This window comes from Microbacterium sp. CFBP 8801, assembly GCF_014839455.1.
GTDB lineage: Bacteria > Actinomycetota > Actinomycetes > Actinomycetales > Microbacteriaceae > Microbacterium.
In genome coordinates, this window is sequence record NZ_JACYNU010000004.1 from 75,717 (window position 1) to 94,335 (window position 18,619).

General features: G+C 69.9%; 20 protein-coding genes. 12 read left to right on the top strand and 8 right to left on the bottom strand.

The genetic code is table 11. From position 1 onward, the window contains the following. Positions 1 to 111: 111 nt before the first annotated feature. A complete protein-coding gene (locus tag IFR11_RS06540) occupies positions 112 to 1,053 on the top strand; it encodes a DMT family transporter (RefSeq protein WP_191915631.1) in 942 nt (313 codons plus the stop codon). Positions 1,054 to 1,154: 101 nt separating this feature from the next. On the opposite strand, the gene IFR11_RS06545 is transcribed toward IFR11_RS06540, so the two are convergent. Together IFR11_RS06545 and msrB are read right to left on the bottom strand one after the other, a co-directional pair. Then, on the bottom strand, positions 1,155 to 1,706 hold the full coding sequence (locus IFR11_RS06545; protein ID WP_070410032.1) for a nitroreductase family protein: 552 nt from the start codon (positions 1,704 to 1,706) through the stop codon (positions 1,155 to 1,157). Between the two features lie 14 nt (positions 1,707 to 1,720). Beyond that, positions 1,721 to 2,128, bottom strand: a complete 408-nt coding sequence (gene msrB / locus IFR11_RS06550; RefSeq protein WP_055838235.1) for a peptide-methionine (R)-S-oxide reductase MsrB — start codon at positions 2,126 to 2,128, stop codon at positions 1,721 to 1,723. A 73-nt stretch (positions 2,129 to 2,201) separates the two neighbouring features. Between msrB and IFR11_RS06555 the strand changes: the two genes are divergently transcribed. From IFR11_RS06555 to groL, 5 genes are all read left to right on the top strand, one after another. After that, the gene (locus IFR11_RS06555; RefSeq protein WP_191915632.1) at positions 2,202 to 3,191 is read left to right on the top strand and encodes a DUF2332 domain-containing protein; all 990 of its coding nucleotides are present in this window, start codon (positions 2,202 to 2,204) and stop codon (positions 3,189 to 3,191) included. A 9-nt stretch (positions 3,192 to 3,200) separates the two neighbouring features. Continuing rightward, on the top strand, positions 3,201 to 3,455 hold the full coding sequence (locus tag IFR11_RS06560; RefSeq protein ID WP_055838229.1) for a DUF3263 domain-containing protein: 255 nt from the start codon (positions 3,201 to 3,203) through the stop codon (positions 3,453 to 3,455). A 35-nt stretch (positions 3,456 to 3,490) separates the two neighbouring features. Further along, positions 3,491 to 4,093, top strand: a complete 603-nt coding sequence (locus IFR11_RS06565; RefSeq protein WP_070409550.1) for a LytR C-terminal domain-containing protein — start codon at positions 3,491 to 3,493, stop codon at positions 4,091 to 4,093. A gap of 131 nt (positions 4,094 to 4,224) precedes the next feature. Continuing rightward, positions 4,225 to 4,425, top strand: coding sequence for a cold-shock protein (locus tag IFR11_RS06570; protein WP_055838224.1), 201 nt, complete (start codon positions 4,225 to 4,227; stop codon positions 4,423 to 4,425). Between the two features lie 168 nt (positions 4,426 to 4,593). Further along, a complete protein-coding gene (gene groL, locus IFR11_RS06575) occupies positions 4,594 to 6,213 on the top strand; it encodes a chaperonin GroEL (RefSeq protein ID WP_055838221.1) in 1,620 nt (539 codons plus the stop codon). A gap of 208 nt (positions 6,214 to 6,421) precedes the next feature. Here groL and IFR11_RS06580 read toward each other — a convergent pair whose 3' ends face one another. The 5 genes from IFR11_RS06580 to IFR11_RS06600 all read right to left on the bottom strand — a co-directional run bounded on the left by IFR11_RS06580 (position 6,422) and on the right by IFR11_RS06600 (position 12,753). After that, positions 6,422 to 8,089: a sensor histidine kinase gene (locus IFR11_RS06580; protein ID WP_191915633.1), complete on the bottom strand. Its 1,668-nt coding sequence runs from the start codon at positions 8,087 to 8,089 to the stop codon at positions 6,422 to 6,424. Between the two features lie 133 nt (positions 8,090 to 8,222). Continuing rightward, on the bottom strand, positions 8,223 to 8,915 hold the full coding sequence (locus IFR11_RS06585; RefSeq protein WP_055838218.1) for a response regulator transcription factor: 693 nt from the start codon (positions 8,913 to 8,915) through the stop codon (positions 8,223 to 8,225). A gap of 69 nt (positions 8,916 to 8,984) precedes the next feature. Further along, positions 8,985 to 10,634 (bottom strand): DNA repair helicase XPB, encoded by a 1,650-nt coding sequence (locus IFR11_RS06590; RefSeq protein ID WP_191915634.1) that lies wholly within the window; start codon positions 10,632 to 10,634, stop codon positions 8,985 to 8,987. 105 nt (positions 10,635 to 10,739) lie between these two features. Beyond that, positions 10,740 to 12,470, bottom strand: a complete 1,731-nt coding sequence (locus tag IFR11_RS06595; RefSeq protein WP_191915635.1) for a helicase-associated domain-containing protein — start codon at positions 12,468 to 12,470, stop codon at positions 10,740 to 10,742. Between the two features lies 1 nt (position 12,471). Further along, a complete protein-coding gene (locus tag IFR11_RS06600; protein ID WP_055838209.1) occupies positions 12,472 to 12,753 on the bottom strand; it encodes a hypothetical protein in 282 nt (93 codons plus the stop codon). Positions 12,754 to 12,860: 107 nt separating this feature from the next. Here IFR11_RS06600 and IFR11_RS06605 point away from each other — a divergent pair, with 107 nt between their 5' ends. Both IFR11_RS06605 and IFR11_RS06610 read left to right on the top strand, forming a co-directional pair. Beyond that, a complete protein-coding gene (locus IFR11_RS06605; RefSeq protein WP_055838206.1) occupies positions 12,861 to 13,244 on the top strand; it encodes a cold-shock protein in 384 nt (127 codons plus the stop codon). Beyond that, entirely contained in the window at positions 13,228 to 13,905 is a 678-nt protein-coding gene (locus tag IFR11_RS06610) for a DUF3027 domain-containing protein (RefSeq protein WP_191915636.1), read from the top strand. The genes IFR11_RS06605 and IFR11_RS06610 overlap by 17 nt, the downstream gene beginning before the upstream one ends. 15 nt (positions 13,906 to 13,920) lie before the next feature. On the opposite strand, the gene serC is transcribed toward IFR11_RS06610, so the two are convergent. Beyond that, on the bottom strand, positions 13,921 to 15,042 hold the full coding sequence (gene serC, locus IFR11_RS06615; protein WP_191915637.1) for a phosphoserine transaminase: 1,122 nt from the start codon (positions 15,040 to 15,042) through the stop codon (positions 13,921 to 13,923). Between the two features lie 98 nt (positions 15,043 to 15,140). Between serC and IFR11_RS06620 the strand changes: the two genes are divergently transcribed. From IFR11_RS06620 to IFR11_RS06635, 4 genes are all read left to right on the top strand, one after another. Beyond that, on the top strand, positions 15,141 to 15,839 hold the full coding sequence (locus tag IFR11_RS06620) for a metal-dependent transcriptional regulator (protein ID WP_055838197.1): 699 nt from the start codon (positions 15,141 to 15,143) through the stop codon (positions 15,837 to 15,839). A 426-nt stretch (positions 15,840 to 16,265) separates the two neighbouring features. Next, positions 16,266 to 16,985 (top strand): M23 family metallopeptidase, encoded by a 720-nt coding sequence (locus IFR11_RS06625; RefSeq protein WP_235560563.1) that lies wholly within the window; start codon positions 16,266 to 16,268, stop codon positions 16,983 to 16,985. A gap of 342 nt (positions 16,986 to 17,327) precedes the next feature. Beyond that, complete coding sequence (locus IFR11_RS06630; RefSeq protein WP_055838194.1) at positions 17,328 to 17,825, top strand: HNH endonuclease; 498 nt, start codon at positions 17,328 to 17,330, stop codon at positions 17,823 to 17,825. 59 nt (positions 17,826 to 17,884) lie between these two features. Further along, the gene (locus IFR11_RS06635; RefSeq protein WP_055938184.1) at positions 17,885 to 18,442 is read left to right on the top strand and encodes a cysteine hydrolase family protein; all 558 of its coding nucleotides are present in this window, start codon (positions 17,885 to 17,887) and stop codon (positions 18,440 to 18,442) included. Positions 18,443 to 18,619: the final 177 nt, after the last annotated feature.

Consider the following 18,619-nt stretch of genomic DNA (forward strand, 5'->3'; position numbering starts at 1 on the left):
GCCCGGTGCTCGCCGTGGCGTGAGTTCTGCGCCGGGCGGTGCCGCCGTCCGCGACGCCGACGCCGACGTACGATCGACGATGGCCCGACCCTCGGGCGCGAGGGGAGTGCGGTGTCGGAGCGCGGTTCGGTCGGTGTCGCCGTGGCGGGAGCGGTGCTCATCGGCGCGCTCACGGCCCTGCAGGCGAGAATCAACGGCACGCTCGGCGCCGAGATCGCTGACGGCATCGTCGCCGCCGCGATCTCGTTCAGCTCGGGACTGCTCATCCTCGTCGCGCTGTCGGCGCTGCTGCCCGAGGGGCGACGCGGGTTCGGACGTTTGGTCTCCGGCATCCGATCCCGCTCGATCCCGCCCTGGATGCTGCTGGGGGGTCTGGCCGGGGCGTTCACCGTCGCCAGCCAGGGCCTGACGGTCGCCACGATCGGCGTGGCGTTGTTCACCGTCGGCTTCGTCGCCGGGCAGACCACGGGCGGACTCGTGCTCGACCGGGTCGGCTACGGCCCGGCGGGGGTCGTTCCTGTCACCGTGCGCCGCCTCGTCGGCACCGTCCTCGCCATCGCCGGTGTGATCGTGTGCCTGTCGGGCGACGCGCTGGGGGGAGTGCCGCTGTGGATGCTGGTCGTCCCCGCCATCGCCGGTGCCGGCGTGGCGTGGCAGCAGGGGACGAACGGGCGTCTGCGGGTGCGCGTCGAGAGCCCGCTGACCGCGACGCTGGTCAACTTCGTCGGCGGAACGGCGGTGCTCGTCGTGGCCGCGGTGGTGCACGTGGGGGTGGTGGGCGCCCCACGCGTCATCCCCACCGAGCCCTGGCTGTACGTGGGTGGAGCCGTCGGGGTCGTCTACATCTTCCTGTCGGCGGTGGTCGTTCGCCGCACGGGCGTGCTGCTGCTCGGCCTCGGGTCAGTCGTGGGGCTTCTGAGCACGTCGGTGCTGCTCGACGCCCTCTGGCCTGCCCCCGCCGCCCCATCGACCCCCGTCGCCCTGCTCGCGTCCGCGGTCGCGATCGTCGGTGTCATCGTCGCGGCGGTCCCGTGGCGCCGCCGCCGGCCGTGAGCCGGAGCCCGGTCAGCGGATGACGCGCGCCGCCCGCCCGTGAACGACGACGCCGCCGGGGGGACGATCCCCACCGGCGGCGTACGACGAAGACGGATCGATCAGAGGTGCGCGTCGTCGGCGGCGCGACGCTTCTTGCTCCCGGGCAGACGCGAGATGTGCTTCGCGGCGTCCACGGTCTTGCGACGCACCGGGCGCGAGCGCGGCGGCTTGCCTCCGACGTAGAGCCAGCCGAGCAGCACCTCGCCCTTCGACAGGCCGTGCGCCTTGGCGAGCGCCTTGCTGCGTGTGTTGTCGTCGGTGCGCCAGAACACGCCGAAGCCGGCTTCGTCGAGCGCGAGGCTCAGCATGTGGGCGACGCCCGAGGCCACGGCCTCCTGCTCCCACGCGGGGATCTTCTTCGACTCGAGGTTCGCGACCACGGCGATGATCAGGGGAGCGCGGCGGGGCTTCGAGGAGTAGCCCTTCTTACCGTCGGCCTTGTTCAATGCGCGGGCCAGCAGGTCGCGGTCGCTCCCGCGGATCTCGATGATCCGCCAGGGACGCAGCGTCTTGTGGTCGGCGACGCGACCCGCGGCCGCGACGAACGCCTCGAGCTCGGGGCCGGTGGGGGCGAGGTCGGTGACCTTCGACCACGACCGGCGGTCGCGCATCGCCTCGAGTGCGCTCACGCCGTCTCTTCCGGGGTGAAGTTCAACGACAGCGAGTTCATGCAGTACCGGTCGCCGGTGGGCGTGCCGAAACCATCGGGGAACACGTGTCCGAGGTGCGAACCGCAGTTGGCGCAGCGCACCTCGGTGCGCTGCATGCCGTGGCTGTTGTCGTCGATGAGCTCGACGGCCTCGGGACGCACCGACTCGTAGAAGCTCGGCCACCCGCAGTGCGAGTCGAACTTCGTTCCGCTCTGGAACAGCTCGGAGCCGCACGCGGCGCAGGTGTAGAAGCCGGAGCGGCTCTCATCGAGCAGTTCACCGGTCCACGCGCGTTCGGTTCCGGCCTGGCGCAGCACCGCGTACTGCTCGGGCGAAAGCTCTTCGCGCCACTGGTCGTCGGTCTTGTCGACGGCGTAAGTCATGGGATCTTCCTCTCTCCGGTCCCTATTCTCTCGTGCCGGGGGCCGGTCAGGTCGGCGCGGCATAATCTGCGGAATGCAGCAGGATGCCGTGAAAGCCGTCGTCGAACGCTATGGGCGCTTCGCCCGCGACGAGGCGCCGGGTCGTTCGGCGGTGTACGAGGGGTGGGCGCGGCGCGTCGTCGACGACACCGCGGTGGCCGAGGCTCTCGCCCGCATCGCGGAGACGCGGCGTCAGCCCCCGCTCGTCTTCGCGGTGCTGCGGCTGCTGGGCGCACCAGAGGACGATGTCGACGCGTGGGCCGCGTGGGTCGTCGCCCACGCCGATCAGGTGGTCGTCGAGTGCGGGCGTCGGAGCGTGCAGACCAACGAGCCGCTCCGGTGCGCCGCGTTGCTGCCGGCGCTCTCGCTCATCGAGGGGCCGATCGCGCTGCTCGAGGTGGGGGCGAGCGCGGGTCTGTGCCTGTACCCCGACCGGTACTCCTATCGCTACCGCCGTGGCGAGGAGGTCATCGCGCTCGACCCCGCCGACGGCCGCAGCCCGGTCGTGCTGGAGTGCGAGCTCGAGGGGCACCCCGACCTGCGGATGCCGGACGTCGTGTGGCGGGCCGGCATCGATCTGAACCCCCTCGACGCCCGAGCCGCCGACGATCGTGCGTGGCTCACGGGCCTGGTGTGGCCGGGCGAGGAGGGCAGGCGTGAGCGCATCGCCGGCGCGCTCGACATCGCGGCGGCCGATCCGCCCCTTCTCGTCGCGGGCGAGGGGGCGGCGGCCCTTCCCGCCCTCGCGGCGCAGGCTCCCCGCGGAGCGACACTGGTGGTCACGACGCCCGGCGTGCTCGCCCACATCCCGCGCGCCGGGCGCGCCCCCGTCATCGCGGCCGCGCGGGCCGCGGGGCGGTGGATCACGCTCGACGCCGCGGCACTGCACGACGGCTGGACGCACCCCCCTCGCATCCGACGGGGCGGGTTCGCGCTCGCGCTCGACGGCGACGTGCGCGCCGAGGTCGATCCGCTCGGGGCGTGGGTGGCGTGGCATCCGGAATCAACGGGCGGTGCGCAGTAGCGTCGAAGCGTGCCCCTGTCGGACCGTGATCGCGCCTTCCTCGCCTTCGAGGGTGAATGGCGACGCCATGGGGGTGCGAAAGAGGAGGCGATCCGCGCCGAATTCGCGCTGACGCCGGCCCGGTACTACCAGCTGCTCGGTCGCCTCATCGACACCCCCGAAGCCCTCGCGTCCGACCCCATGCTGGTGCGTCGCCTGCGCCGACGCCGCGATGACGCGGCCGCGCAGCAGCGCGCACGCCTCGGCCGCACCGCCACCCGGTGACGGGTGCGCGCGGGTCGGACCGGTAGCATCGTCCAATGGCCAGATCGACCTTCCCGCGGGATCGCTTCGACGACCTGCCGGCCGATGCGGGTCGCGTCGGCGCCCACCGCGCCGAGAATCCCCGGCTGCGCGGGTGGATCATCTTCCTGTGGGCGGCCATCGCCACCCTCGCCCTGATCATCGCCGGCATCTTCGGCTCGCTGGTGGTGTCGGGCCGCATCTCGTTCGGCTCCGGGCCCGCGCCGGTGCCCACCGTCTCGGCGGAACCCACGACGCCCGCCGTCGTCGACACGTCGTACTCGGTGGTCGTTCTCAACGGCACGGCCGACGAGGGACTCGCCGCCGCCGTGCGCGACCAGATCGTGGCGGCCGGATGGCCGGGTGAGGGCGTCGAGACCGGTGACTCCGACAGCACCGACTTCGCCGAGACGACGATCTACTACCTCCGCGACACCGACGAGGCGGCAGCCCAGGGCCTGGCCCAGACCATCGGGGGCGCGCAGATCGCGCAGAGCGACTTCCTGCAGCCGACCGACGACCCCAGCACCCCCGACGACGAGAGCGCCGTGAAGCGGCTCGTCGTCGTCATCGGCCTCGATCGCGCCGCCGGTCAGGCGTCGCCGTCGACCGCTCCCTGACCCCTCGACGGCCGCGTGTTTCCGCGGCGTAACAAGTTCGCGGCCTGCGCGTCAACAATGGGCCGAGCGGCCGGTGCGGCGGGATCACGCGTGCTTACGATGACCTCGTCATTCAGCAACGGGAGATTCGCATGACGCAGGGCACTGTCAAATGGTTCAACGCCGAGAAGGGCTTCGGCTTCATCACCGTCGCCGACGGCCAGGACGTCTTCGTCCACTACTCGAGCATCGAGATGTCGGGTTTCCGCGTTCTCGAGGAGGGCCAGGCCGTCGAGTTCACCGTCGGCACCGGGCAGAAGGGCCCCCAGGCGGAGTCGGTGCGACTGGCCTGATCACCGTTTCCCGACGCCACGGCATCCGATCCCGGATGCCGTGGCGTCGTCGTTTCCGCGCGGGTGGGCGGCTTGCACTCCCCAGGGGCGAGTGCCAGAATGAGTTAGCACTCGCTTTCGTCGAGTGCCAAAATCAGCAGTCACCCGTCCGGGAGGGACGACACACTTATGGCAAAGATCATCGCTTTCGACGAAGAGGCCCGACGCGGTCTCGAGCGTGGCCTCAACACGCTGGCCGACGCCGTCAAGGTGACCCTGGGCCCCCGCGGTCGCAACGTCGTGCTCGAGAAGAAGTGGGGCGCCCCCACGATCACGAACGACGGCGTCTCGATCGCCAAGGAGATCGAGCTCGACGACCCGTACGAGAAGATCGGCGCCGAGCTGGTCAAGGAGGTCGCCAAGAAGACCGACGACGTCGCGGGTGACGGCACCACCACCGCCACCGTTCTCGCCCAGGCGCTCGTGCGCGAGGGCCTGCGCAACGTCGCGGCCGGCGCAGACCCCATCTCGCTCAAGAAGGGCATCGAGAAGGCCGTCAAGGCCGTCACCGACGAGCTCCTGGCCTCGGCCAAAGAGGTCGAGTCGAAGGAGCAGATCGCGGCTACCGCATCGATCTCCGCCGCCGACCCGGCCATCGGCGCACTCATCGCCGAAGCCATCGACAAGGTGGGCAAGGAAGGCGTCGTCACCGTCGAGGAGAGCAACACCTTCGGCACCGAGCTCGAGCTCACCGAGGGCATGCGCTTCGACAAGGGGTACATCAACCCCTACTTCGTCACCGACCCCGAGCGTCAGGAAGCGGTCTTCGAAGACCCGTACATCCTGATCGCCAACCAGAAGATCTCCAACATCAAGGACCTTCTGCCCATCGTCGACAAGGTGATCCAGGAGGGCAAAGAGCTCCTCATCATCGCCGAAGATGTCGAGGGCGAAGCTCTCGCGACGCTGGTGCTCAACAAGATCCGCGGCATCTTCAAGTCGGTGGCCGTCAAGGCTCCCGGTTTCGGCGACCGTCGCAAGGCTCAGCTGCAGGACATCGCGATCCTCACCGGCGGACAGGTCATCACCGAAGAGGTGGGCCTCAAGCTCGAGAACGCCACGGTCGACCTGCTCGGCCGTGCGCGCAAGGTCATCATCACCAAGGATGAGACCACGATCGTCGAGGGTGCGGGCGAGTCCGAGCTGATCGAGGGTCGCGTGACCCAGATCCGTCGCGAGATCGAGAACACCGACAGCGACTACGACCGCGAGAAGCTCCAGGAGCGTCTCGCCAAGCTCGCGGGTGGCGTCGCCGTCATCAAGGCGGGCGCGGCCACCGAGGTCGAGCTCAAGGAGCGCAAGCACCGCATCGAAGACGCCGTGCGCAACGCCAAGGCTGCCGTCGAAGAGGGTGTCGTCGCCGGTGGTGGCGTCGCGCTCATCCAGGCCGGCAAGACCGCGCTCGCGACCCTCGACCTCGTCGGTGACGAGGCCACGGGTGCGAACATCGTCCGCGTCGCCATCGAGGCCCCGCTCAAGCAGATCGCGCTCAACGCCGGTCTCGAGCCCGGTGTCGTGGCGAACAAGGTCGCGGAGCTCCCCGTGGGCCACGGCCTGAACGCCGCGACAGGCGAGTACGGTGACCTGTTCGCACAGGGCATCATCGACCCCGCCAAGGTGACGCGTTCGGCTCTGCAGAACGCGGCATCCATCGCCGGTCTGTTCCTCACGACCGAGGTCGTCGTCGCCGACAAGCCCGAGAAGTCGGCCGCTCCCGCGGGCGACCCGACCGGTGGCATGGACTTCTGATCCACGCCTAGGTAGTGACAGNGTTGGCTGCTGGCTCGCGTGGCTGCTGGCCGGCCGGTTGGGGCACATGTCCCACTTCTGGTTGCCTGCCGCGGCGCCAGGCAACCCGATGTGGGACGCGGCCTGCATCTCTTGGGACACGGTTCGAGAACTCCGCCGAGGTGCGACGTGGCGGGTGGGAGCCGGGGCCGGGGCGGAAGCGTCGGGTCTACGCGTCGGGGCGGTAGTCGTCGGGCAGGCGCTCGAGCGGTTGCGTCTCGATGAGCGCGTGCTCTTGCGCGTCGCGCCGGTCGGCCAGGGGAAGCGAGACGCGGAACGTCGCTCCGCCGCCGGGGGTGTCGACGACCTGCACCGTGCCGTGCAGCAGATCGACGATGGATGCCACGATCGACAGCCCGAGGCCGGAACCGCCGGTCTCGCGCGTGCGCGAGGTGTCGGCACGCCAGAAGCGCTGGAAGATCTGGTCGCGGATCTGCTCGGGAACGCCCTCACCGTGATCGATGATCTCGATCCACCCCATGTCGGCGTCGGCGTCGACCCCCACACGCAGGCCGATGGGGGAGCCGTCGGCGGTGAACCGTCGCGCATTGCCCAGCAGGTTGGCGACGACCTGGCGCACCTTGTTCTCGTCGCCGAGGACGACGGGGGCGAGCCTCGGAGGCGTGCGCACGACGCCCAGGGGCGTGGTCGGAGCGGCGGGGTCGTCGCCCGCGGCCGTGTGCGTCTCGCCCGCCTCTCGGGCACGGCGACGCAGACGCGACAGGGTGGCCCCGGCGATCGCCATCGCCGACGTCGGCGGCGCACCCCTGCGGCGCCCGGGCGTCGACGCGGGCTCTCCTGCGGCGTCGAGGAGCGGGTCGAGCGTCATCAGCGGGACGACGCGTTCGGTGCGCGCGGTGGTGTCGTCGACGGTCACCTCGCGCTGGGGGGAGGTCACGCGCAGATCCATCGCGGCATCCCGAGCGATCGGGCGCAGATCGAGCGAGGTGATCGTGACGTCGCGACGCTCGTCGAGTCGCGCGAGGGCCAACAGGTCTTCGACGAGGGCCCCCATGCGGATGGCTTCCTTCTCGATGCGTTCCATCGACTGCGCCACGTCTTCGTCGGAACGGATGGCGCCCATGCGATAGAGCTCGGCGTACCCGCGCATCGTGACGAGCGGGGTGCGCAGCTCGTGGCTGGCGTCGCCGATGAAGCGTCGCATCTGGCGCACGGTCGCGTCACGCTGCACGAGCGCCCCGTCGATCCGCGCGAGCATGGCGTTGATCGCCGTCTTGAGGCGTCCCACCTCGGTGTCGGGGACGATGTCGGTCAGGCGCTGGCTGAAGTCGCCGGCGGCGATGTCCATCGCGGTCGTCTCGACCTGCCGCAGGTTGCGGAACGTGAGCGTCACGAGCCAGCGGGTCAGCAGTGCGCTGGCGATGAGGATGAGCAACGCGACGAACGCGTAGATCCCCACGTACGCCGCGACGATGCGATCGGTGGGGGCCAGGGGCTGGATCACCATCTGGGTGTAGACCCCGGGATTGCCGGGGGCCTGCAGCACCCCCACGCGAGCGAGGAAGTGCTGACCGGATTCGGGGTTCTCGAGCTCGATCCGCCGGTCGATCTGGCTGTAGGTCTGCTCGACGGTGAAGGTCGCGGGCAGATCGGGCAGTGCGCGCGACGACGTGCCGTTGTAGAACGCCTCGCGCCGCCCGTCGGGCCCGTACACGACCACCATCGACCCGATCTGCGGAGCGTTGTCGACCTGGGTGAAGGTGATGCGACCGTCGGTGTCGCTCGTGGTGAAGATGCTGTTCGCGATGCTCCCGGCCGCCTGCTGCGCGAGCTGCTCGTCGAGGTTGTTGACCAGCGTCGTGCGCAGGAACACCATCGTGCCGATACCCGCGGCGAACAACCCGATCGCGAGCAGCGCGACCGTGACGCCGGTGACCTTGGCCCGAAGGCTCAGGCCACGCCACCAGCGGGTGAGGGTGTCGTCGGAGTGCGACAGGGGGAGCCTCCGCTCAGGCGGTCTTACCCGACTTCAGCATGTAGCCGAAGCCGCGCTTGGTCTGGATGAGCGGCTCGGACGAGTGCGGATCGATCTTGCGGCGCAGGTACGAGATGTAGCTCTCGACGATGCCCGCGTCGCCGTTGAAGTCGTACTCCCACACGTGGTCGAGGATCTGCGCCTTCGACAGCACACGGTTCGGGTTGAGCATCAGGTAGCGCAGCAGCTTGAACTCGGTGGGGCTCAGATCGATCGAGACGTCGCCGACGCTGACGTCGTGGGTGTCCTGATCCATCGTCAGCTCACCGGTGCGGATGATCGACTCTTCGTCGGCCTGCATGGTGCGGCGCAGGATCGCCTGGATGCGCGCGACGATCTCGTCGAGGCTGAACGGTTTGGTGACGTAATCGTCGCCGCCGGCATTCAAGCCCATGATCTTGTCTTCGGTCTCGTCCTTGGCGGTGAGGAAGAGGATGGGGGCCGTGTACCCCGCGCCCCGCAGGCGCTTGGTGACGCTGAACCCGTTCATGTCGGGCAGCATCACATCGAGCACGATGAGGTCGGGTTCCTCTTCGAGCACGGCCGAGATGGTCTGCGCGCCGTTTGCCACGGCTCGCACCTGGAAACCGGCGAAGCGCAGGCTCGTGATGAGCAGGTCGCGGATGTTCGGTTCGTCGTCCACGACGAGGATGCGAGGAGCTGTCATTCCCTCATTATCGTGACTGCACCCAGCAATGCGCTGGATATGGAACGGAAAGCCGCACGCTGATATGGGTCAGGCGGCTGCGGCGTCGATCCCGTCGGCATCCAGAATCGTGTAGGCGTAGCCCTGTTCGGCGAGGAAACGCTGCCGGTTCTGCGCGAAATCCTGGTCGACGGTGTCGCGCGCGATGAGCGTGTAGAAGCTCGCCGTGTGCTGAGACTGCTTGGGTCGCAGCAGTCGTCCGAGGCGCTGGGCCTCTTCTTGACGCGACCCGAACGAACCCGACACCTGGATCGCGACGGAGGCCTCGGGCAGATCGACCGAGAAGTTGGCCACCTTCGACACCACGAGCAGCGGGATGCTGCCGTCGCGGAAGCCCTGGAAGAGCTCCTCACGCTCCGGGATCGGGGTCGCGCCGGTGATCTGAGGGGCGTCCAGAGCCTGCGCGAGCTCGTCGATCTGATCGAGGTACTGCCCGATCACGAGCACTCGCTCGCCCGGATGCCGCTCGACCAGGCGCCGCGCGACGTCGATCTTGGCGGGGGCGGTCGCCGCCAGCCGGTAACGGTCCTCGTCGGCGGCGGCCGCGTACTCGAGACGTTCGTCGGCGGGGAGGTCGATGCGCACCTCGTAGCAGGCGGCGGGGGAGATGAAGCCCTGGGCCTCGATCTCTTTCCACGGCGCGTCGAAGCGCTTCGGGCCGATGAGGCTGAACACGTCGCCCTCACGACCGTCTTCGCGCACGAGCGTCGCGGTGAGGCCGAGTCGACGTCGGGCCTGCAGATCGGCCGTGAGCTTGAACACCGGAGCGGGCAGCAGGTGCACCTCGTCGTACAGCACGAGACCCCAGTCGAGCGCATCGAGCAGTGCGAGGTGGGCGTACTCGCCCTTCCGCTTGGCGGTCAGGATCTGGTAAGTCGCGATGGTGACGGGCTTGATCTCTTTCACCTGACCGGAGTACTCGCCGATCTCCTCGGCGGTGAGGCTCGTGCGCCGCAGCAACTCGTCGCGCCACTGACGGGCGCTCACGGTGTTCGTCACGAGGATGAGGGTCGTCGTGCGCGTGTCGGCCATGGCCGCGGCGCCCACGAGCGTCTTGCCGGCACCGCAGGGGAGCACGACGACGCCGGATCCTCCCTCGGAGAAGGAGTCGACGGCCTGGCGCTGGTAGGGACGCAGGCTCCAGCCGTCTTCGGCGAGGTCGATCGCGTGCGGGGTTCCGGGGGTGTACCCGGCGAGGTCTTCGGCCGGCCACCCGATCTTCAGCAGCTCCTGCTTGATGTGCCCGCGCGCCCACGCATCGACGAGGTAGCTGTCGGGGGCGGGGTGACCGATCAGGAGCGGAGCGATGCGCTTGTTGCGCGACACCTCGCTGAGGACCGCGGGGTCGGGCGAGCGCAGCACGAGCTCTTTGTCGTCGTTGCGCTCGATGACCAGGCGACCGTACCGGTTGACCGTCTCGCGGATGTCGGTGCTCACCGATGCGGGCACCGGGAAGCGCGACCAGCGGTCGAGGGTCTGCAGCATCGCCTCGGCGTCGTGTCCGGCCGCGCGGGCGTTCCACAGGCCCAGACGGGTGATGCGGTAGGTGTGGATGTGTTCGGGTGCGCGCTCGAGCTCGGCGAAAACCGCGAGCTCATGCCGCGCCGTCTCTGCCTCGGGGTGTGCGACCTCGAGGAGGACGGTGCGGTCGCTCTGCACGATGAGGGGGCCGTCAGCCATAGCGTTCGAGTCTACCGGGGTCCAGGACTGGTCGGTCGACCGGGCAGGGTTCGACCGGGCAGGATTCGACCGGGCAGGGCTCGACCGGGTGGGGCTCGACCGTCCTCACCCCACGAGCGAGACCGCGTCGATGTGCGACAGCGGCAGGGTGCGCTCGACGTCCGCGGCGCGATCGCGGCCGCGCAGGCGTCCACCGCCGAGGCCCGTGGCTTCGAGGCGGAACACGCGCGCGGAGCCGTCGGGAAGCCGCACCGTCACGTCGACGACGGCGCGGGCCCGCACGGCCTGATCGAGCTCGCGCTCGAGCCAGGCGGCATCCGAATCGTCTGCGCCGGTGCGCAAGCGCGAGACCAGCGGCGTGTACGTGTCAGCGGGATCGTGGTCGGACGCCGTCTCGGCCGCGAGCTTCGCGCGCTCGAGCGCCCGCGGGCGCCCCTCGGCGTCGACGGCCACGGCGGGGTAGTGCGCATCGGTCAACGCCCAGAACACGACGTCGGCCGACACATGCGAGACGAGCTCGTCGCCGGTGCGCGTCAGGGCGACCGACCGCAGCGACTGGTCGACGTCCATCGAGCGCCGCAGCGTCTCGTCTTCGGTCGTGACGCGCGTGAGAAGGGACGTCGGATCGGCGGCGACGCGCACTCGTCCGTGCTCGGCCGCCGTGCGTTCGATGACGTAGGCGAGCGGCTGCGGCAGTCCGGTCAGCGACAGTCCCGAGAGGAACTCGCGCAGGGAGTCGGCGGTCTCGCCGGCCGTGATGGCGGCGCCGATCGTGGCCGCGCTGAAGCGGTAGCTGGAGGCCTGTGCGCGCGACTCGCGCGCGGCCATGGAGCGCAGACGCACATCGAGATGCGGCGCCAGGGGGCCCGGGGCGATGGCGGTGAGATCGTTCTGCAGATAGACGCGGTCGACCTCGGGGGGAAGCAGGTCGCGCAGCGCCGAGACGTCGACGGAACCGCCGTCGGAGAGGTCTCGGGCCCACGCGGGGACACCGCCGGCCACGTCGAGGAGTCCCCAGCGCTCGAGCCGCTGCGCCCAGACCGCGGCGCGCTCGGGGCCGTCGGGGTCGAAGGGGGTGGCGCCGGGCCACTGCCCCCGCGGGATCCATCCGCCGGCCGCGCTGCGGAAGGCGGCGGGAAGGGCGTCGCGGAGCGCCGCGGCGGTGCGTTCCCAGCGTTCGAGCGTCGGCAGACGCAACCACTCGCGCCCGGTCGGCGACACCAGCCAGGCGCGCTCGTTCGTGCCGAGCAGGCCGACGGCGAACGCGAGACCGACGAGGAGGTCGGCTTCGGCCGGGGTCGACACCGCGCCGGCGTCGACCAGGCGTCGACGCTCGCTCGCGCCGAGCGAGCCCGACCCGATGCGTCCGAGGGGAGCGTCGAGGGTGAGCAGCAGGATGTCGGCCACCGAGGCGGCGCTGGTGAAGGCGGCTTCGGCGGCGGCTTCGGCGTCGACCGCCGCAGCCCCGTGGCCGGATCGCGGATCACTCATGTCGGCGATGCCGTCGGGCGCGACCTGTCGCACCGCGTCGACCACGCTGGGGAACGGGTGGCCGTCGTCGTCGACGAGTGCTCGGGATGCCAGCTCGGAGCGTTGCGGTTCGGGGGCCGGTTCGCCTGCGACGGCGGCGAGGAGGGCGAGCGCTGCGGAGCGCGGGAGTGCGACGAGCCCGCGCGTGACGGAAACGGGGTCGAGCAGGGCCTCGGCGGCGTCGAACATGTCGCGCCAGGTGCTCGAGGGGGAGACCTGGCGATCGGCGAACAGACGAGCCAGCTCGGCGTCGGGGCGCGCGCTCAACGAGACCGCCAGTGCGCGTTGTGCGGAGGTCTCGGGCACGTCAGCGGGCCTTGTTCGCCCGGGCCCTTCGCACAAAGCTCATGATGAGCACGGCCAACAGACAGGCGAAGGCCACAGGGGGTGCGAAGTAGGTGAGCAGGCCCACGGTCGGCCACACGCCGGAGCGCATGTCGGCACCGGAGCTCGATCCGATGATGACCGAGAAGAAGCACACGATCGCGAGGGCCAGCAGCCCCAGCGACATGAACGCCAGGACGCGGTCGATGCGGCGGACCGGGACGTCGTCGCCCGGCGTGCTGTCGCGGGAGGTGCGGGTGCTCATCGGGCTCAGCCTACTGCCTGGCGGCGGTGGCGTAGGCTGAGAGGCCGGCATCCGATCGGGTTCCGTGTTCCGCCGTGCGCTCCGCGCACTCATCCAGCGAGGTGTCCATGCCCACCGGCAAGGTCAGGTTCTACGACGACGAGAAGGGCTTCGGCTTCATCGTCACCGATGACGGCCAGGACGTGTTCCTGCACGCCACCGCCCTGCCCGCCGGGACACCCGGGCCCAAGGCCGGCACCCGTCTCGAGTTCGGTGTCGCTGACGGCAAGCGCGGTCTGCAGGCGCTCTCGGTGCGCGTGCTCGATGCGCCGGTGAGTCTGTCGAAGCGCTCGCGCAAGCCCGCCGACGACATGGCGATCATCGTCGAAGACCTCGTGAAGCTGCTCGACGGCATCGGTGGCGACCTGCGTCGCGGCCGCTACCCCAACGGGCCGCACGCGCAGAAGATCGCCGCGGTGCTGCGCAAGGTCGCCGATGACTTCGAAGCCTGAGCAGCCCGTCGACGAGCGCCTGATCGGCGCTCACGACCTGGCTCTCGCCGCCCTGCGGGAGATCACGCCGGCCGACGGTATCGGTCCGGCCGCGGGCTACGCGATCGAGGACGACGGTGTGGTGTCGTTGCGGTTCCACACGCGTCTCGCCGGCTACCCCGGCTGGTTCTGGACCGTGAGCGTGGCCGTCGTCGACGACGCGGAGCCCACCGTGCTCGAAGCCGAACTCATGCCCGGTGACGGCGCTCTGCTGGCCCCGGACTGGGTGCCGTGGGCGACGCGTCTCGCCGAGTACCAGGCCGCTCAGGCGGCGACGGCCGCGGCGGGCATCGGCGCGGATGCCGACGACTCCGACGTCGACGACACCGAAGACGATGACCTCGACGACGAAGACGACCTCGAAGATGACGAGGACGAGCTCGACGACGACGGGCCGAAAGCACGTTTCCACGCGGGCGACCTCGACGGTGTCGACATCGACGAGCTCGACGCGGACGGTGACGAACGCGCGGACGCGACGCGTGACGATGACGCGCAGGACGACTCGTACGACGACGATGACGATGATTCGGATGAAGACGACGACTCGGACGGCGGCGTCGAGGGCGACGACTCCGACGACGAAGACGATGTGCACGGCGGCGACGACCGCAGCTACTGACGNGCCCGCCCGATGTCAGGCGGTCGGCAGGTGCTCGATCGTGTAGTCGATGGCCCCGATCAGGCGGCGCACGTCGTCGGGCTCGATCGAGACGAACGTCGCGACGCGCAGCTGGTTGCGGCCCAGCTTGCGGTAGGGCTCGGTGTCGACGATCCCGTTCGCGCGCAGGCTCTTCGCGATCGCCGCGGCGTCGATGGAGTCGTCGAAGTCGATCGTGACCACGACGGGGGAGCGGTCGGCGGGAGACGAGACGAACGGCGTCGCGACGGCGCTCGCGGACGCCCACTCATACAGGGCGGCCGAGGACTCGGCCGTGCGTGCGCCCGCCCAGCTCAGTCCGCCGTTGTCGAGGATCCATCCGAGCTGGTCGTCGAGGAGCAGCAGGGTGGCCAACGCCGGGGTGTTGAGCGTCTGCTGCAGGCGCGAGTTGTCGACCGCGTTCTTCAGGCTCAGGAACTCGGGGATGTACCGACCGGATGCGGCGATCCGCTCGATGCGCTCGATCGCGGCCGGCGACACCGCGGCGTACCAGAGGCCGCCGTCGGAACCGAGGTTCTTCTGCGGGGCGAAGTAGTACACGTCGGCCTGGGCGACGTCGAAGTCGATGCCGCCGGCGGCGCTGGTCGCGTCGATGACGGTGAGGGCGCCGGCATCGCCGTGCACGCGCTCGACCGGGGCGGCGACGCCCGTGGAGGTCTCGTTGTGCGGCCAGGCGTACACGTCGACGCCGTCGACCGGCTCGGCGACCGTGCGGGTGCCGGGCTCGGCGCGACGGACGTCGGGCGCCTGCAGCCAGGGCGCGGCGGCAGCGGCGGCGAACTTGCCGCCGAACTCGCCGAAGACCAGGTTCTGGCTGCGGTTCTCGATGAGGCCGAAGGATGCGGCATCCCAGAAGGCGGTCGATCCACCGTTGCCGAGGATGATCTCGTACCCGTCGGGAAGGCGGAAGAGCTGGGCGAGACGCTCGCGCGTGCTCGCGACGAGGTTCTTCACCGGCGCCTGGCGGTGCGAGGTACCCAGGATCGAGGCTCCGCGGGTGACGAGCGACTCGAGCTGCGCACCGCGCACTTTCGAGGGGCCGCACCCGAAGCGACCGTCGGCGGGCAGGAGACCTGTGGGCAGTTCCACGTGCGACATGGCTCGATTCTATGGTCCCCTCCGCGGGCTTCCCGCGCTCATGACGGAGGGGGTCGGTAGGCTGGAGGTTCCAGCCGCGCGACGCCGAGGACACCCGAATGACAGATCTCATCGACACCACCGAGATGTACCTGCGCACGATCCTCGAGCTCGAGGAAGAGAAGATCGTGCCCCTGCGGGCCCGCATCTCGGAACGCCTCGGCCACTCGGGCCCGACCGTCTCGCAGACGGTCGGACGCATGGAACGCGACGGCTTGGTGGTCGTCTCGGAGGACCGCCGTCTCGAGCTGACCGGCACCGGCCGCCAGAAGGCCGTCGACGTCATGCGCAAGCACCGTCTCGCCGAGCGCCTGCTCAGCGACGTCATCGGCCTCGACTGGGCCTACGTGCACGACGAGGCCTGCCGCTGGGAGCACGTGATGAGCGAGCAGGTGGAACGCCGCCTCGTCGAACTGCTCGGCCACCCCACCGAGTCGCCGTACGGCAACCCGATTCCGGGACTCGACCAGCTGGGCGATGCGGCCAGCTCCACGTTCGACGACGGTGTCGTCGGACTCGTCCGCAAGCTCACCGACGCCGGGCATCCGATCACCGGCACGGTGCGCCGCCTGGCCGAACCCGCGCAGGTCGACCCCGAGCTGCTCCAGCAGCTCAAGGCCGCCGGGGTGCTCCCGGGGGCGCGCGGCGACTATCGCTTCAACGAGGGATACGTGCTGGTGCAGATGGAGGGCATCGAGGACGGTCTCGAGTTGCCGGTCGAGGTGGCGTCGCACATCTTCCTCGTCGCCGAGGACTGAGCCTGCCGACACCCCCGCGTTCCGCGACCGAGCATTGCCTGAACACGGTGATCGGAGCGTGACTTGTTCGTTATCTTCGGGTAGCCTTCGAGAGTCCACAGGCGAGAAGCCCGCCGTCGGACCCCTCGCGGTTTGCCTCATCGGCTCGTCGTCTGCAGAGGGTGAAGCCCGCACATCGTGCCCCATCGAGTGCTGACGAGCTAGCGTCCTGGACGCAGAGGCGCCGGAGGACTTTTGGCTGAAACCACCGATCCCGTCGGGGACCTACCCGAGGTTCCGACGACGGGTCTCACCCGTAAGAGCGCGCGCGCAGCCGTCGCTCGACCCCCGCAGCGACCGGTGGCGGTCTCGACGTCGGCGACTCCGCCGGCATCTCGCACCGCCCCCGCACGACGTCCCTCGGGACCGCGTCGCCACGGCAAGCCCGTGCGCAGTGCCGTGATCCTGACGATGGTCGCCGGTCTCGTCGCCACCGTCGCCATCCCGGCCTACGCGGCGACCATGCCCGCGGCCGAGACGATGACCCTGCAGCAGGTGTCGGCCCCCGACAACCAGTCGCTGGTCGTGGCGTCCGACGCCGCCGCCGAGACGCTCGACCGCAGCAGCTACTCGGCGACCACCGCCGACGAGATCCAGCAGAAGAAGGACCGCGAAGCCGCTGCCGCCGCAGCTGCGGAGCGTGCCCGCCAGCTGGCATCCAATGCCGGCGCCTCGGTCTCGTCGATCGACTTGAACATGACGGCCCCCGGCTCGGGCGAGGTGCGCTGGCCCCTGTCGAGCTACGTGCTCGGCCGTGGCCTGTGGGACTCCGGCTACCACCAGGGCGTCGACCTGCTCGCCCCGGGTGGGCAGCCCATCTTCGCCGCCGCCGCCGGCGTCGTGAGCACCTCGTCCGAGAGCTTCGGCGGCTACGGCGTGGGCATCGTCATCGAGCACGTCATCAACGGCCAGAAGGTGTCGACCACCTACGGCCACATGACGTACGGCAGCCGCCAGGTGCAGGCCGGTCAGACGGTCGCCGCGGGCCAGCTCATCGGCCTCGTCGGCTCGACCGGAAGCTCGACCGCGAACCACCTGCACTTCGAGGTGCACATCAACGGATCGGTCGTCGATCCCTACGCCTGGCTGCAGCAGAACGCCGGCTGATCAGACCGAACGAGAGACGGCGTGCCGGAGAACGATGTTCTCCGACACGCCGTCTCTCGTTTCCCGATCCCGCCGCCCCCGGGCGTGTCGGGGTGGGTTAGCCTGTCTCCGACGTCGGAACAACCGAAGGGAAAGCCCGATGAGCATCAGGCCTCGCATCCGCACCATGGATGCGCTCGGCCTGCTCGTTCTTCGGCATCGTGTGTTCGGATGCCGCGGTGTCGCCGCGACTTCCGAGGCGCTGTCTGTCTAGACAGCGCCTTTTTTCATGCCCTGCGCGCGGGCCGTCGTCGCAAGTCGAACATCCGAGAAGCCGTCTCGGCCATTCGAGAGGAGACGTGAATGCGCACACTGGTATTGAACGCGGGATACGAGCCCCTGGCGGTCGTGTCGTTCAAGCGGGCCCTCGTGCTCGTGATGAACGACAAGGCCACGGTCGTGGAACGCATCGACGAGGATCCGGTCTGGGCCGCGGCGGGGACCTACGATCGCCCGGCGGTCATCATCCTGACCCGCTACGTGCGGGTGCCGGGGGCGCGGCAGGTGCCGGTCACGCGGCGCGGGGTGCTGCGTCGTGACGCGCACCGCTGCGGGTACTGCGGCAAAGCGGCGTCGACGATCGACCACGTGCTGCCGCGTTCGCGCGGGGGCAAGGACACCTGGGAGAACCTCGTGGCCTGCTGCCTGCACTGCAACAACGTCAAGGGTGATCGCACCCCCCAGGAGATGCACTGGGATCTCCGTCTGGTGCCGGCGCCCCCGCGCGGATCGTCCTGGACCGTGCGCGGCGTCGACAAGAGCGATCCGCGGTGGGAGCCGTACCTGGCCCTGGCGGCGTGAGCGTCGTCGCCGTCTTCGCGGCGCTGGCGTCCCCGGCATCCGGGTGATGGGATGGGGGCATGCCTCGTGCCCTGATCGTCATCGACATGCAGCGCGGATTCGACGACCTCGACTTCTGGGGGCCGACCGCCAACCCCGATTGCGAGCGCAACGTCACCGCGCTGATCGGGGCGTGGCAGCGTGAGGGCGAGCCGATCGTCGTCGTGCGGCACGATTCGGCGTCGCCTGGATCGCCCCTGCACCCGGACGAAGGCGGTAACGCGCTGGTCGATGCGGTCGCGAAGGTCTCAGCCGACCTGCGAGTGACGAAGAATGTCAATTCGGCCTTCTACGGCGACCCCGACCTGCACGCCTGGTTGGGCGAGAACGGCATCCGCGAACTGGTGATCTGCGGCATCCAGACCAACATGTGCGTCGAGACCACGGCGCGCATGGCCGGCAACCTCGGTTACGAGGTGACGGTCGTTCTGGATGCCACGCGCACCTTCGATCTGAGCGGTGAGGTCGCGGGGCTCGGAACGGTGACCCGGACGGCTGCCGAGCTGATGGCGAACACGGCCGTCGTGCTGCAGCAGGGCGGATTCGCGCGGATCGCGGCGACCGTCGACCTGGTCTGAGGCGCGCCGCCCCCCGCGTCGCGGGGGCGTCGGCACCTCGCGTCGGGGCTGGTGTCGGTCGGTGCGCGCGGCGTCGGGCTCGCGGCGTCGTGCCGTCTCGCGAAGGGACGACGGCAATGTCGGAGGTCGATCGTATCTTCGACCCACAGGGATTGAGACACTAGAACAAATGTTCTA

Coding starts and splice junctions, on each gene's coding strand:
- IFR11_RS06605 (WP_055838206.1), top strand. CDS start 12,861: ATGCCCACCGGCAAGGTCAGGTTCTACGACGACGAGAAGGGCTTCGGC.
- IFR11_RS06600 (WP_055838209.1), bottom strand. CDS start 12,753: ATGAGCACCCGCACCTCCCGCGACAGCACGCCGGGCGACGACGTCCCG.
- IFR11_RS06555 (WP_191915632.1), top strand. CDS start 2,202: ATGCAGCAGGATGCCGTGAAAGCCGTCGTCGAACGCTATGGGCGCTTC.
- groL (WP_055838221.1), top strand. CDS start 4,594: ATGGCAAAGATCATCGCTTTCGACGAAGAGGCCCGACGCGGTCTCGAG.
- IFR11_RS06590 (WP_191915634.1), bottom strand. CDS start 10,634: ATGGCTGACGGCCCCCTCATCGTGCAGAGCGACCGCACCGTCCTCCTC.
- IFR11_RS06570 (WP_055838224.1), top strand. CDS start 4,225: ATGACGCAGGGCACTGTCAAATGGTTCAACGCCGAGAAGGGCTTCGGC.
- IFR11_RS06620 (WP_055838197.1), top strand. CDS start 15,141: ATGACAGATCTCATCGACACCACCGAGATGTACCTGCGCACGATCCTC.
- IFR11_RS06635 (WP_055938184.1), top strand. CDS start 17,885: ATGCCTCGTGCCCTGATCGTCATCGACATGCAGCGCGGATTCGACGAC.
- serC (WP_191915637.1), bottom strand. CDS start 15,042: ATGTCGCACGTGGAACTGCCCACAGGTCTCCTGCCCGCCGACGGTCGC.
- IFR11_RS06585 (WP_055838218.1), bottom strand. CDS start 8,915: ATGACAGCTCCTCGCATCCTCGTCGTGGACGACGAACCGAACATCCGC.
- IFR11_RS06545 (WP_070410032.1), bottom strand. CDS start 1,706: ATGCGCGACCGCCGGTCGTGGTCGAAGGTCACCGACCTCGCCCCCACC.
- IFR11_RS06580 (WP_191915633.1), bottom strand. CDS start 8,089: ATGGTGTTCCTGCGCACGACGCTGGTCAACAACCTCGACGAGCAGCTC.
- msrB (WP_055838235.1), bottom strand. CDS start 2,128: ATGACTTACGCCGTCGACAAGACCGACGACCAGTGGCGCGAAGAGCTT.
- IFR11_RS06630 (WP_055838194.1), top strand. CDS start 17,328: ATGCGCACACTGGTATTGAACGCGGGATACGAGCCCCTGGCGGTCGTG.
- IFR11_RS06610 (WP_191915636.1), top strand. CDS start 13,228: ATGACTTCGAAGCCTGAGCAGCCCGTCGACGAGCGCCTGATCGGCGCT.
- IFR11_RS06565 (WP_070409550.1), top strand. CDS start 3,491: ATGGCCAGATCGACCTTCCCGCGGGATCGCTTCGACGACCTGCCGGCC.